The sequence below is a fragment of the Bacillus sp. FSL R10-2201 genome, from assembly GCF_038008665.1.
GTDB lineage: Bacteria > Bacillota > Bacilli > Bacillales > Bacillaceae_G > Bacillus_A > Bacillus_A mycoides.
The window spans coordinates 2,011,372-2,026,730 of record NZ_JBBOZP010000001.1 but is presented as its reverse complement, the minus strand read 5'-3'; the positions used below and the strand labels follow the sequence as shown (position 1 = coordinate 2,026,730).

Genomic DNA, 15,359 nt, shown 5'->3' with positions numbered 1-15,359 from the left:
TTTTCCACTACAAATAGAAATATTTATGAAACATTCACCACACTTATTTCGTTATTATTTTTACGTGCTAGTTCCTTTCTTGTATTACTGCTTCTTTTTATACTGTGCTTTAAAATCAATATATTCCTGTCTCACATCTTGGTTATTATTCTCTTTTCCATTAAAATACGTTTTGATTTGGAACATATTTTCTACTAATTTCCCCTCTCCTCTCTATTGGTTAACTTATGAATAATGTTTTCATTCTAACTTCAAAATTAGTCTATAGTATGTAGCTTTTAGAATTCAAACCATTCTTCCCTCAATTCATTTCCTTGCCTCTCTTTTTTCCTTTTCTTCATAAAGCTTTACTCTTTTCTGGCGTTCTCTTTCATGTTCTTCCCACGAAATATAAAATGACGGAAATTTAAATCTGCAATAGGCTAATAATTGGAATTCAGCTGCACCAATAGCTACTGCATACATAATCACTGTAAATATTAAATAGCCAAACATTGTATCTAATGAGTAAGAACTATTTACATAAATTAAAATAAGTAGACTTAACACATAAATTACAGTTCCTTTGAGCACATTCAATTTTGTTTCACTGAAAAATGAAGTAGCTCTTTCATCCATACTAAACGCACCTTTACTTGCCTGTTTAAATGTATCAATTGTTGTGACAATATGAAAAACAACTGCTCCTAACAATAATAAACTTACAAAAATAAGTGTATTAGAATTAATTGAATAATCGCTCATCCCTGGAAGAATAAAAACCGTCCATCCTATAGTGCCAAGTTGAAATGCGTATAATAATACGACAAGCGCTTGTAGTTTTTGAAATTTAAAACGAGCTTTTGGAAATAAATATAGTATTAAAAAAATTAGTTGAAGGCTGTACAATACAAGCTCCATACTAACAATTACTTTCTCAAAAGGTTTTGAATAGAAAGCCCACCCTGTTTTAGTTAATGCTAAAATAATAAAAAACATCACTAATGAATCAAAAATTATTGTTCCTAGCATAAACCCTGTTGCACCCTCAGGACTTAAACGCCTTTTGCATGTTATTCTAAATTGTTCTAAATCTTCTTCTTTTATTTTCCACATCCTGATTTTTCACCTTCTATACAGTTTAAGTAATTTCCATTCACTAAAATCCCATTACATTCCTAATTTTTTTAAGTACATTCATCTTTGTGTAACTAAATTTAGATAATCTTTTATGTATATCATCACTACATTAATTACCGTACATAATCAGAATGCCTTTTGATAGTTCAAATAGTCTTCTTTCTCATCAAATGTCTTTACTAATCTCTCATGTTCTATCTTCGTCCCCCAAAAACCACATACACTTAATAAATTTATTGTTATTGGCATAACTATCATCATCTTAACTTTCTTCTTTAACTTCATACTGACACCCTTATTCAATCAAAATAAGCTTTCCTCTTTCCATTTTGGAAGAGGAAAGCTTATTTCCTTTTTAATTTATTTTTTCCCCTTTATTTCTAACTCTTGTTCTTGTTGTTGCTTTTTATTTTTTTCAATTACTTTTTCAACAAACTCATTCCGCCACATTTTAAACTTAGCTGCGAATTGACCTTCAATTTTATTTCGATACCCTTCAAATTTAACCTCTGCAATATCCGCGTGGTTAAATAATTTATACGTCTCTTCGGTTAAACCCACTGGATGCAACACCCCGCCATAATCATAGAATGTGTTTTCATCAAGTAATAAACCTCTCGTAGTGATTACATACTCCACATCTTCCTCTTCTTTAAGACCCAATCTCACAACACTGCCTAAAGGTAATACTTTATCCATATAGTCTTTCATATTAATTCACTGTCCCTTTTAGTACGTTAATTTTCTCTTCTATTTTTTGTCTTTTTTTCTCTAATTGACGAATACGATCAATAAATGCCTCACGTGTTTTTCCTTGTAATGTACTATCAATACTACTCTCTAACCTTCTAATTTCCCCTGTTAAAGATGCAGCTGCTTTTTCCAATTGCACTACAACGTTTATAATTTGTTCTCGTCCACCACTAGCTGGAAATGTACTATGAACCCTTGACATTATCGTATGTAAATCCACCTTTATACCCCTCTCTTTTAAATTTATAAACTTGGAGTTTTAATAATATGAAACTGCTCCTAATTCTTCGTCTTTTGCAAACATAGAAAATACCGCTTCTGAAACATCGTCGTTTAATTGCTTTAAATCTTTTGATAACTCCTTCACATCTTTAGCAATTTCACCTAATAAAGAACGGTTTATCCCCCTGCTGTTATCATTCATAAAGAGATTTAACAATGAGTGACGATGACTTAATATATGTTCAGATACAATTGCAGCTACATTTGTATCAACCACAAAATCTCCCTTAAATAAATCTAGTAAATCTTGCACGTAAGAAGCTGCTACTTCTTTTGCAATTTCTAAAATTTCACTTGTAGCTAAATATACTACAACACTTCCAGCTAAAAAGTTTATAGCAGTATTAAATACAGACTCTAATACTTCTAAAACTTTTTCCTTACATTTCGCTAAAGTTGTTTCAATCCACTCTATAGCGGTATCTACTGCACCCTTAATTTCAATTGTAGCCATTATACTAAATTGGATTGCTTCTCCTGTAATTTGAGATTTTAGCCCTTCATACTTTGTATTTAACCTTGAAAACCCTTCTTGAACTTTATCTCTTAGCTTTTCAAGCTCCTTACTACCTTGTACAATGTCCGAGTAACCTAATATTCCACCTATAATAGTAGAAATTGGCGTTGCACTTAGTATTAAATTAATTGCAGTTCCAGCTACCTTTTCTTCTTCTATAGAAACTTTCCTATGAAATACATCATGTATAGTTCCTGTGTATATAGCCCCAGTAGATTGAGAAAACTCCATAAAACCTGGGATAATATCCCACCCCGTGTCGTTATCACTTGCTAGTTTATCAATCCATATTAGGTGCCCACTTTCATCATAATCCTTCTCTGTAAAAGCATATGAGTGTCCTGCTTGGTTCGGAATTTTATACATTCTTCCCGGAAGTGTGAAGTCTGCTGCCTTTATCCCAATATGTAGTGGATCATTCTGATTAATGATATTCCGAACATTTTTCATATCAAAGCCATTACCAAACTTATCTACATCTCGATTTAAAACTGGTGCTGGATTTAGCGCTAAAACATCAATATCGTCTTCTTGATGCCTTAATGCTACTGTATTTGCAATACCTCCGCCCAAAGAATGTCCTGTTATACTAATGGTTTTACCATCAGCATATTGTTTCACTTTTTCGTAAAATGCCTCTCCTTGATCATATTGTTTTACTTCTAACTCATGTTCCCAATCGTTAAACACTAATTTATTTGCATTGGTTAAATTGTGACCACCTATCTCTGCATCTACTACTATATCACTATTGTTGTCTTTTCCAGGTTCCGTCCCAACATATGAAATAATAACTTCTCCTGTTTTATTATCTTTAAATGCGTAAGCAGCAAATCCGGTGTCTTTATCTTCTGCAGAATCTATTAGTCTTGCATTAAATTTTTTTTCTAAGAGATCTTCGTTTTTCTCTTGGGCATCCTCCCCAATATTATTATACGGTTCTTTGCCATCTCTAAAATTATATATATCTTGCCCAGCGAGCTCTAACTTTCCCATATCAGAGGTTATTCTTAAATCCTCTTTTTTCTCCACACCTTTCTTCAAAAAAAATCAGCTCCCTTAGAATGATTTATTATTTTGAAAAGACTTTTCATAATTCACATAATCTTGCTTAGCTTCCTGATCATTATCCTTTTTACTACTAAAATTCACAGATATTTGCTGAGTATGTGTTAATAATTTTCCCTCACTATTTTTCTTTTCATATACAATTGAAATTATTAATTGTATTATTTGCATTGGATGCTGTTTCGTATCTTTAGAATCGTTAAAATTAAATACAATTGATGCTGTTTCAAAACTATCATATTGCAAATTCAATTTATCGTTAATTATTTCTTGAAATTGTGATTCCGTTAACGTAAAACCAACTGTATTTGGTTCATTAAATTTCTTTTTATTTCCATCTATTTTCAGTTGTAAACTCCCAACACCTTGCAATCTATTAAAAATTAGTTTTACATGTGAAACATCCAAGTTCGAATCAGAACTGTAACCCTTTCTATCTTTATACATGAACCTAGTGCTATATTTTTCTTCTTCTTTATATTTATTATCCTTATGTCTATCTTTTATGTTCTTAATATCACTTGTTATTTTTTGAGTGGTTTCTCCATACAATAAATTTTCTTTCAAATTATATATACCTTCAGTAGTTTGATATAGTGTATTATGAATTCTGTCATCACCATTTTTTTCTGTCGTAAAATCAATAACCCGTTCCTTCACATACGCATACCCATCATCACTCGCAGACATAACCTTCCCCATATCACCTTCATCCAAAGCTTTAACAAATGGCTTATAATCTATTTGCTTCTCTCCAAAACCACACCCACTTAATAAACTTGCCACTATTGACACGACTATCATCACCTTAGCTTTCTTCTTTAATTTCATACTGTCACCTCGTTAGTTACTCTAGGCATTTTTAGTTTCATTATGTTCCCTTTTTGGTAGTAATACACTTCATCTTTACCTAATGGCGCTTCGTTGCTTATATATTTTATGTTGAAGATACTTTGATCATTTAATGGCATTGCGATAATTGCTGCTGTTAGTTTACTTCTCATTTTCATAGGTAGAGCTTCACGATTTCGGTCCATGTAGTCGTGGTGACCTGCTAATACAAAGTAAATACCTACTGTACGAGATAGATCAATTAAAGTTGCTGCATCCTCCATTTCTAAATAAACAAATTTGCTAAACTCTTCAACATTTGTCATGATAATGAGTTGTTTTGTGAATGTAGGAATTTCTCTATCTTCTTGTCTTGCTTGTGCTAATTCAAGAGCTCGTTCGCGAATTACTTCCATCCAATACTTCGCATGCATATTTATTTCATTTTCGTCTACAATGTAATGTGTCACATTGCCTTTATATTGAACGAAACTATACTCTGCTGTATCCACCAACGTCACACTTTCAAAATAATCTTTATTCAATTGAGATAGGATACTAGTTACAATTTGTTTTCTCATACTATCATCTACACTATAAATCATTAAATGATCATTCACCGCAATATCATGAGCTACAACTTCTACGTTTGCAAAATCAAGCCCCATTGGAATTCTTGCTGCTTGTAGAGCTTTTGTAACGTCTTTATTTTTACGATAAGTAGCAATATCAATAATTTCTGGCATCATTGGAATTGCCTTCGGACGTTCTCCATCCCATTCTCGGTCCATATCATTTGCTTCTTGTTGTAATAATTGAATTTGTTGTAGTTCATCTTCTGCTTTCGTAGGTAATGCAGCCTGGAATAATGTAGGAGATTCTAGTTTTATTAACGCTCTTCCTGCTGTTTCTTCCACTTTTATATCAGATCTCCCTACAATACTAGCTACTTCACTTTGATCAATCATATATAGGCAAGTTTGGATTTTAATATTATTGTACAATTGAATTCTAAGTGCGTTTTGTCGTCCTGCACTAATTAAGGTATGAATTCCTAAACTTGCACCATCTCGGACAATTTGCATAATTATCATTTCAAAGCTTTCATAGAACTTCGCTTCTTTTACTGCATCATAATTGTCGATTGCAATAATAATATGTGGTATTTCTTTCCCGCTTGCCTTTTCATACATTTCAATATTTGCAACGTCATATTCACTTAATAATCGTTTACGATTTTTCATTTCTTGAGTTAATCTTTCAACAAACTTTAAACATTTTTCAGATTCGTCAATTGTAATCGTATCCGCTACATGAGGTAATCCTTTTAAAGGTAGAAGACCATTTGTTCCAAGGTCCACTAAATACACATGCAAATGCTCTGGACTATGCTGACGAGCTACATCCATAATGACTGATTGTAAGAATGTTGATTTTCCGTAGCCTGGACTTGAGAAGACCGCTACGTGTCCGTCTTTACTAATATCTAATGTTAATGGTGTTTGTGATTGTAATTCAGGCTGATCTAGTAGACCAACTGTTGCTTTTAATGGTTTTTTTTCTTTCGTCCATGCTTCTTTGAACTGAATAGCGTGTAAGTCTTGTAAATATACGCTTTCTGGAAGTGGTGGTAACCACGGTCTAGCTAGCGCTTCAATTTCATTTACTTCTGCGTAATCATGAATGTAGTCAATAACAGCATCAAGTTCAGATGGTACGCTTATTACTTCTTTACTACTACCAAGTCCACTTAAGTCTTCACTTAATATTTCATATTGTCCTAGATCATTTATTGCATATATTGTTGCGTCTAAATGCTCTTTATCCTCTTTATTTTCTACATAGTCTGCCCCGCTCCAAGCTGATTGGAATAGTTCATAAATTTCATTATTCCCAACTTGTAAGTAAGCACGCCCTGGTAATGTAATTTCAGCAGCATCTGGTGTTTTTAAAATTTCATTACTATCCGACGTATTTTGAACTTTCAGTGCTAGTTTGAATTTCGAGTTACTCCAAATTTGATCATCTACAACACCGCTCGGTTTTTGCGTAGCTAAAATCAAATGAATTCCGAGTGAACGCCCGATACGCGCTGTTGAAACTAGCTCTTTCATAAATTCTGGTTGTTCTGACTTCAATTCCGCGAATTCATCACTAATTAAAAATAGATGTGGCATTGGTTCACTTACTAAGCCTTCTTTATACAGTTTTTGATACTGATTAATATGGTTGACATCATTTTCTCCAAATAATCGTTGTCTTTTTTGTAATTCGGCTTTAATTGATGCTAGCGCTCTCATACTTTGTGCTCCATCTAAGTTTGTAATTGTTCCTAATAAATGCGGTAAGTTTTTAAATAAATTCGCCATACCGCCGCCTTTATAGTCAATTAGTAAAAAGGCAACTTCGTAAGGATGGAAATTGACTGCTAGAGATAAAATATACGATTGTATAATTTCCGACTTACCTGAACCGGTTGTACCTGCTATTAAGCCGTGTGGCCCGTGAGCTTTTTCATGTAAGTTTAAGTTTACGATATCTTCTTTACCACGTAATCCAAGTGGTACAGCTAAAGATTTATGTGCTGCATTTTTCTCCCAACGACTTGTGATATTCAGTTCTTTTATTTTTTCAACACCGTACATTTCTAGGAATGTTACGCTTTCTGGAATACTATTTTTTAAGTTTTGCAAATGGTTTAACGGTGCCAATGCACGTGAGACATCTTCTAAATTGAACCCTTTCGGTACATGATTCAATTTAAATTGACGGTTAACAAGCTCTCCTTGCTCTAAGATGATGTTCCCTTGTTTTGCATCTCTTATATCAATTACCGTTTTCACGTGCTCCGGTAAACTTTGCATAACATCTTGTACAAATACAAGTGATACACCTAATTGACTCGGATCATCATTAAAGAATTCCATAACAACATGGTCTAGTATTAGTTTTTCATCTGTAATGAGAACGACATAGTGCGGTGCAAAGTACATTTTTTCATTAGTTGAACTTTTTTCATCTAGTTTTAATTTTCGTTCTTTCAATATTTGATACAAACTATTTAACACTTGATCACGACTACGATCATGGTATACAAATCCACGTACATTTATATCTCGAACACTTCCATGAGGTAGCCAGCGCATCCAATCCCATTTTTCTTTTTCTTCTTCAGGAAAAATAGTAATAAACTGCAAGTCATAATAACTATGGAATAACGCGGTTTGCACAACTAATAATTGTAATTGTTCTAACACTAAAGAGCGTTGTCCAATATAGCCAACCGGTCCATTTATCAAATCTGTTACAACAGGTACATCTTCCAATGATAGATAACGCTGTCTTAGTTCACGCGCTATATCAATTAATTCATCTTTCGTTTGACTAAATTCTTCTTCATTAAATTGGATTTCAAAACTTGTATTAGCTTGTCCTGTTCCAACGCTAAATGTTAAGAAATCATGATGTAACATTGTTTTTTCATATATACGTGGATTTACTTGCACAGCCATATTACGTATCACTTCAACATTTGGATTATGATATTGTAATGCATGACGCTGCTTTTCACTTTCTGCATGTAAGTCTTTCGTTTTTTGTTTTATATACGCTCTATAACTTTTATCACGTTCAACAATGTCAATTTTATATTGCTTTAAATTTTTTATATAAGATGTGACAGAAACAATAATCGTTACTAATGTCATCGCTATCGATGCAATAATAAACATTCCATATTTCATAAAGATAGCGAGTAATACCGTTACGACAATCATGACAAGAGATGGTGCAATAATTCTCGCCAAATGCTCAGTCGGTTTTGACGGCATACTTGAAGGTTTTGCAATTGTCATTTTCTCTTCTGGTTCACGGTAAATAATACGTGGTGAACGATGATAGTCTGGATAACCACTTTGATAATTCGTTTCTGATTCTACTAAAATAGGTAGCGTAGATTTAACGTTCTCTTCTGAAGACAATACTTGAATATCTTCACTACCTATTTCTACTAAAACACCATCAAAATATAATTGGTCTCCAGCTTCTAACATAACGCTATCTTTTAGCTTCGTATAATTATGAAATACATCCCCGTCATATACGTTCACTTTAAAGGAATCGTACAACGTTTCACGAGATAGCATTAAATCTACATTTGTCCCGGTAATAGAAATATCATCAAAACTGTTTTGACTCAATGTAAGAGAATGTTTCGTTCCTATATCAAACACTTTATTTGTGCCAATAATAGATATAAAGATTTTTAAACTCACATCTTCAGTTTTTCCAATCTCAAATTCCTTATTGAACTCTATTAATTGATTTTGTACCATCCAAGCGTTCACTTCATTATTCCACTTTAATTCTACTTCTTGTTCTAAACTTGGATTCGTAATATCATTTGTCCACTCTTTTCCAATCGACACTATTGATTGCTCATTTGGATGTAATGTGCACTTATATATTTTGTCTCCATAAGTCAATACTAATAGTTGCTCCATCCGTGTTCACTGCTCCTTTTCAACTGTCTCATCAAGTCCTTGCTTACTCTTTTTTCTCTGTGGCCGACAAGTCTTTATCGCTTGATGAATTACCATATTTCTTTTTATACTCATCTAATTGTTGCTCATATGTTTTTAACTTTTGATCACGCTCTTCTCCTGACAAGTCCGGATTATTTTTCAGCGATTCAATTTGTTTAACAAGGCCGTACATAATAAGCTGCGGATCATCAAGTGTCTTAGCTAAATCTAATGATTTATCAAAATCACCTTTTCCGTTATACATCCAATAAAGTAAATACTTTTCATCACTTTTCAAACTAATATTTTTCATAATTGCTTTCTTTTGATTTTCACCTAGTTTTTCAGCTGTAATGTATGCAAATGCTAACTCATATTTAGACGCAACCGGTAATGATTCAAATTCCTCTTCATTTAATTGAGTAATTACTTTGTCATAATCAGTTGCTATGAAACTCGCATTTGCTTCTAATAATTTATTTTGATAAGGAAATTTTATAAAAGTGAAATATATTAAAGGAGCAGCTAAAATCACAGTCGCCGCTATGAAGGAAAAAGCTAAGTATTTAAACGATTTATAGCTTTTTTTAGGTACTAACTGCATATTTTTTTCTGTTTTTGTTTGTTCCTTCTCAAAGCTGTCATCAAGAAATTGCAGTAATGCATCTAAGCTTTCCATTTGAGCAACCGTCTGTTCAAATGTTGTTTCTTTTGCATCTTTTAGTAACCCAGCATACAAATCATCAAAATTGTGCTTTTGGGAGAATAAAGCGATAATTAGACACTTATATTGTGTTAAAAATTGCTCTTCTAACAACGGGGTTGGTGGAACAATATCTCGAATTCCTCTATGTATAATACTTGGCATTAAATTAGCATTAAAAACTATATTGTCCGGATGTAAAAAGAACGTGATTCGTTTATTTAAATATTTACGAAACTGCGCAACATTTCGAAGCAGTCTTAATTTCTCATTTCTTCCAAAACGGCTAAGATCATCCCACTTATATAATTTTTTATCCACTTGAAATATAAAGGTAAACATATCATCCGTTTCCTCTATCGTTAATGGTACAAATTCAGATGATGCGCCCGTAATTACATCAAATTGACGGAAGTCTTTTATACGTGTTTGAGATTTTGTCATCTCCAATTTCCAATTTTCCTTTTCTATTTGAAATTGATAGTTCATTGCATCAATTTGAATTGTTTTTTCCGTCATTTTTATCCTCTTCTCCTTTTCTTTATAACCCGTAATAACTTATTTTCAAATAACTAAAAGTAAACATATTCTTTATAAAACTTGTAAAATATCTCCATCTGTTATTTGGTGATCGATTAAACGATCATTATCTGTTAAAACAATTGACTTATTCTTTACTTTAATTACAAAATGTGAACCTTCATGATTATCAATCTTTAGCGTATCTAATAAATTTTTCAACAAATATTTAATAGATTGATGATTCGGAATACGTAAATCATATGTATTTTCATTCCATTTACTAAAATCTACCGTTACATTAATATGTGTTTGTATTGCCATTACTTTACCTCCAACTTTTGCGAAGAACTGTATAAATACCGATGCAAATAAGTACAATGCCACCGCCAAATAATAATATTATTGTTGTACTAATTGGCTTTTCATTCATTGTTTCATTATTCGCTACTTCATCTGCACTTTTTCTGACAACGTATTCACTGCTAAACAAACTATTTTTCGTATCTTTAACACTATTTATTTCTTTTTGTTTTATAAAAAGAGAATCTCGTAAAACTTCCATATCTTTTTGTTCTTTCTTTTTCTTTTTCTGAATTTCTTCTTCTATTTCTTTATTAAATAACTCAATCGATGCTTTATCTAATTCCGTTTCCTTGTGTTCCTTTTTATTTTTTTCTTGGTCGTTTTCTTCAACACGGTCTACTTTAAACTTAATCTTCCCATCATCACCAAGATAACTGTCAGCCGCGCTCCTTATCGGTAGCGCGACAAACAGTAAAAGGATAGAGAGAAATGATAACTTAGCCACTATGCTCCATTGTTTGATCATTTACTTCTTTTTCCTCCCATTTCTTATGCCATACAAATAGATTACTAACTAATCCGATAATGGCAATTACAAACAACACGATGAAAATAACTTTTCCAGTATCTTTACCGCTAATAAAATCATTTAGAAAACTTTCTATATACTGAAGTGGTGAGAACTGACGTACCTTTCCAACAGACGACATTTGATCTACTTTACTTCCAACTGCTTCAGTTAAAAATAGGTACATACTTAAAAATACTAATAGTATAAACATCCCTACCATTTTTATTTGTCGTAATAAGTATGTTGAGACCAATACAAACGCCATCATAATGATTGTGATAAACGCAATCCATAGTAAACTTTGATCTTGACCGAACTGTAAAAGACGTCCAGAAATGATACCTATACTAATTCCTTCCACAATTGATATACCGAATGCCACTACTGTAGTTGGTACATTCATATCAATTAATGAGAATTTCTCTTCAAAATGATCTGATTGCGTTCGTTTCTTTTCCTGATTCGCAATTGCGTATGCTGTAAATAACGCAACAATAAAACAAGTTAATACGATTAAATATGGTGTAAAAGCATTACCAGCTACAATGACTCCATCATTTTGTTTCTGTACTGGGCTAGATAAAAATTGATATAACATTTCATTTTGGCGATCGCCAATTCGGCTATTAGCCAAAATTTTAGTAAAGTTTTTGGAGAATGATTTATCATCGTCCATTTTCTTTGTAAAGTCATTTAATAATGAATCAGCTTTTGAAACAATTGTCGTTCCGCTTTCTTGAATTTCTTTTGCTTGTCCATTAATTTGATCAAATGTTTTATATACATCGTCTGATGTTGTTAAACTATGCTTCGAACTCTCGACCAATGACTGACTTTGCATCATTAATGATTTAATACCAGAATCTAACGATAAAACAGCTGTTTGCTCACCAGTATTATTTGTTGTTAGCACTTGCTGTTCTTCAACTAGCTTTAAGCTACTCTCACGCCATTTCGCTAAACCTTTTAAATACTCTCCTAAATTTTCATTCATACTAGTTGCTTGCTGCGTCGTTACATTTAATTTCTCCGCTAGTAGCATTGAATTTTGATCCGCACTAGTAATGAATTGTTGATAAGAGTCTATTTTTTGTTTTAAACCTGTCATATCTTGCTTAACTTCTGCCGTAATACTAGATGAAACAAGGTTTGAAATTAAATCAGTTAAGCTTTGTTTATTTAATACGTAGTACAAAGATTGTTCAGTTGCAATTGCATCTAAACTTCCCTCTTCTAGCTTAGGACCTACATCTTTCGTTCTTAAGTCAATCCCATAATACATTTGGTACAGACTAAGTAAACCTTGATAACTTTGAACAGTATCTACTGCTTCTTTAATTAGTACATTAGATGTATTAGTTGTTAATTTTTCTGTTTTTTGATGTACAACTTGATTAGTCGTTCGTTCAATAACTTTTGAGTTATCACCTTGGTTTCCTCCCGGATCTGTTCCCGTTCCGCCTCCTGGATTTCCTCCTGGATCTGTTCCCGTTCCGCCTCCTGGGTTTCCTCCCGGATCCGTTCCCGTTCCGCCTCCTGGGTTTCCTCCTGGATCTGTTCCCGTTCCGCCTCCTGGGTTTCCTCCTGGATCTGTTCCCGTTCCGCCTCCTGGATTTCCTCCTGGATCTGTTCCCGTTCCGCCTTCAGGGGTCCCTCCTGGATCTGTTCCCGTTCCGCCTTCAGGGGTCCCTCCGTTACCATTGTTATCCTGTTCCGTTTTTTGAATGATAGGTTTTTTAGCAGTATGTACTAGCGGCATTATTCCATACTGCGTTTTATTAACTACATTTTCCACCTTGCTATTTTTGGATTGTGTTCCTTCATCCTCTTTTTTAGGTTCTTCTTTTTTAGGCTCTTCTTTTCCAGAACTAGTTTCTTTTTCGTAATTTCCATTTAATCTCCATTCCCATGTTACTGGAGAGAAAACATCTATATTGATGCTTGGATCTATTAACTTCACATGAAGGTTAATTTTTAAATCCCCTTCATTACGGGCAGGTATTGTAACTGCTCCGTTTTGAAGAAATTCACTTGTATAATCCACATCATCAATATACAAAGATCCTGTACTTCCGTATAGTTCAAAGCCACTTGGAATACTTATGTTCATAGTTTGAGGTGATTCCATCTTGATTACTTTCGCTGTATCACTAAATGTAATTCCATCCTTAGAAAGACTATTCTTTACTTCTTTAATTGAATTTCCTAAAGAGATTTTATTTACAGGATCATAATTAAAGTTATTTTCTTTATTATATTTATTTGTAAATTGAATTACATTTTTCAGTTGTAATTTCGTTTCATCTGGCAAATCACTTTGAACTATTTCTTCCATATTTAAACTAGGTAATTTTGTAATTAAATTCTCGATTTGTTGCTTGATTCGAACATCTGGTTGTTTCATTAACGTATTTATAAATACTTCTTGTTGTCCATCATTTGAAAGAGACTTCTGTAATCGTTTATTTATCGTTGCTTGAATGTCACTCTCTAACTTCCCTGCAAGTTCTGTATCATATTCTGATACTTGTTTTTTTACATCTGTTAAATATTTTTGCATTGCTGAAGCATCAGCTAAAATATTTGGTTCTTTCTCTGAAAGCATAAATTGATTTGCAATAATTTTATTTGCCGATTCCAGTGAGCTTAACTGCTTTAAAGCATCACCTGCACCCATCTCACTCATAGATTGATTAAATTGACTCGAAAAATTATTAGCTAACAAATTATTATCAGATTGCATTTTTTGAAAGTTATTAAAGCCTTCCAAATAAGTATTATTAGATTTATTTCCTTCATCTAATGTTTGACCAAACCCTTTTAAGACATCCTGAAATCCTTTAAAACTATTAACAGAAATTCCTGTATAGTCTTGTACCGTTTTAAATTGATTTGTATAATTTGCCAAAGGACTATGTACATCTTTTTTGTACATAGTTGTTTGAACGTTTCCTTTTTCAATTATTTTGCCTATATTATCTTGTGCACCTTGCAACTTACCGATAATACTTGCAAAATAAACGTCGATGATTTGCTTATTGAAATCCTCTAAAATTGTAGACGCCGTATTTTCAGCCTCAGCTTTCAAATCTTTATTCCCAGTTGCATTTACTTTGTAGTTTAACGTTAATTTCTCTGGTAGTTCTGAATCAATCGCAACAGCTTTCCTAGAAAAATCATTAGGTATTACAATCATCATATTGTAATTATTATTTTTCAAACCATTTTCTGCTACTCCGCGACTAACTACGTACCATTCTTGTTTCGTATTTTTATTTACATTTTTAACAAATTGATCTCCAAACGCTATTTTATTCCCTTCAAATACAGTTCCTTGATCTTCATTTACTAATGCAACTGTCATTTTTGGCGTGCTATTCTCATTAGCTTTCTTAACATTTTGATTTAATGCTAAATAGGAGACTCCTGTTGATAGCACAAGAGCTAAAATAATAAACAACAAGATGCTCCACTTAAACTTTTTCACTACTTATCACTCCTGCGGCTGCGAGTCTATTAAGTTAAGGACTCCTTATCTTACTCTAGTTTTAAAGCAATTTAGCCATACAACAAAAGTTGCATGGCTAAATTATATATTTCTTTTGCCCGTTTTTATTGTAGACCGAAATTACGAGAAAGATCTTCGTCGTGTCTAGCAACAGCCTCTGCAGTTTTATTAAGCTGCATATTAATTTCTTGTAATAGCTCTGCGAAGTTTTGTACTTTTGGTTTTAATTGATTGAACTGTTGATCAAAACCTTCGAAAGCACGACCTTCCCATTCTCCTCTTAATTCATTTTGTAAGTTTTGTAACTGACGTAAAATATCCTCAATTTGATTTGCACCTTGTCCATATCGAGTCGCTTTTGATTTAAGCTCCTCTGGTGACATACGAATTTGTCCTGCCATTATTAAATCCCCCTTAAAATTTTAAAATAGTAAAATTAACCCAAAATCAATTCTACAAATTGATTATATCAATAATTTAAAAATTTCTAAACAAAAAAATGATATTTTTCCAAAATTTCTCTTTTAACATAATAACATTATATTATATAATAAAAATTTATTGTTTTTTTAAAAGGACTGCTAAGCGTTTCTACCTCTATTTAATAATAAAAAGAAAACTTTTTTTACCCAAAATTCAGAATATAAACTTTACAAATT

At 32.7% G+C, this 15,359-nt stretch carries 12 protein-coding genes and 1 pseudogene; all 13 read right to left on the bottom strand.

The genetic code is table 11. The features are described 5' to 3' along the window. Positions 1-84 precede the first annotated feature (84 nt). Positions 85-207, bottom strand: a pseudogene (locus NSQ69_RS27740) (DUF3952 domain-containing protein); the annotation flags it as partial. A gap of 99 nt (positions 208-306) precedes the next feature. Further along, positions 307-1,095: a hypothetical protein gene (locus NSQ69_RS10540; RefSeq protein ID WP_215585989.1), complete on the bottom strand. Its 789-nt coding sequence runs from the start codon at positions 1,093-1,095 to the stop codon at positions 307-309. Positions 1,096-1,245: 150 nt separating this feature from the next. Further along, entirely contained in the window at positions 1,246-1,404 is a 159-nt protein-coding gene (locus NSQ69_RS10535; RefSeq protein WP_215585988.1) for a DUF3952 domain-containing protein, read from the bottom strand. Positions 1,405-1,479: 75 nt separating this feature from the next. Next, complete coding sequence (locus NSQ69_RS10530) at positions 1,480-1,830, bottom strand: DUF4176 domain-containing protein (RefSeq protein ID WP_215585987.1); 351 nt, start codon at positions 1,828-1,830, stop codon at positions 1,480-1,482. A 1-nt stretch (position 1,831) separates the two neighbouring features. Further along, on the bottom strand, positions 1,832-2,092 hold the full coding sequence (locus NSQ69_RS10525) for a hypothetical protein (protein ID WP_215585986.1): 261 nt from the start codon (positions 2,090-2,092) through the stop codon (positions 1,832-1,834). A gap of 39 nt (positions 2,093-2,131) precedes the next feature. Next, complete coding sequence (locus tag NSQ69_RS10520; protein WP_016102144.1) at positions 2,132-3,715, bottom strand: lipase family protein; 1,584 nt, start codon at positions 3,713-3,715, stop codon at positions 2,132-2,134. Positions 3,716-3,730: 15 nt separating this feature from the next. Then, on the bottom strand, positions 3,731-4,570 hold the full coding sequence (locus NSQ69_RS10515; protein WP_215585985.1) for a DUF3952 domain-containing protein: 840 nt from the start codon (positions 4,568-4,570) through the stop codon (positions 3,731-3,733). Beyond that, positions 4,567-9,072 (bottom strand): type VII secretion protein EssC, encoded by a 4,506-nt coding sequence (essC, locus tag NSQ69_RS10510; protein WP_341099220.1) that lies wholly within the window; start codon positions 9,070-9,072, stop codon positions 4,567-4,569. Before essC ends, NSQ69_RS10515 begins: the two co-directional genes overlap by 4 nt. A gap of 43 nt (positions 9,073-9,115) precedes the next feature. Further along, positions 9,116-10,315: a type VII secretion protein EssB gene (gene essB / locus NSQ69_RS10505; RefSeq protein WP_002127042.1), complete on the bottom strand. Its 1,200-nt coding sequence runs from the start codon at positions 10,313-10,315 to the stop codon at positions 9,116-9,118. Positions 10,316-10,387: 72 nt separating this feature from the next. Further along, the gene (locus NSQ69_RS10500) at positions 10,388-10,639 is read right to left on the bottom strand and encodes an EsaB/YukD family protein (protein WP_016120098.1); all 252 of its coding nucleotides are present in this window, start codon (positions 10,637-10,639) and stop codon (positions 10,388-10,390) included. 4 nt (positions 10,640-10,643) lie between these two features. After that, entirely contained in the window at positions 10,644-11,147 is a 504-nt protein-coding gene (gene essA, locus NSQ69_RS10495) for a type VII secretion protein EssA (RefSeq protein WP_002127039.1), read from the bottom strand. Next, positions 11,119-14,679 (bottom strand): type VII secretion protein EsaA, encoded by a 3,561-nt coding sequence (esaA, locus tag NSQ69_RS10490; protein WP_341099219.1) that lies wholly within the window; start codon positions 14,677-14,679, stop codon positions 11,119-11,121. The genes essA and esaA overlap by 29 nt, the downstream gene beginning before the upstream one ends. 125 nt (positions 14,680-14,804) lie before the next feature. Next, the gene (locus NSQ69_RS10485; RefSeq protein WP_000918598.1) at positions 14,805-15,101 is read right to left on the bottom strand and encodes a WXG100 family type VII secretion target; all 297 of its coding nucleotides are present in this window, start codon (positions 15,099-15,101) and stop codon (positions 14,805-14,807) included. Positions 15,102-15,359 lie beyond the last annotated feature (258 nt).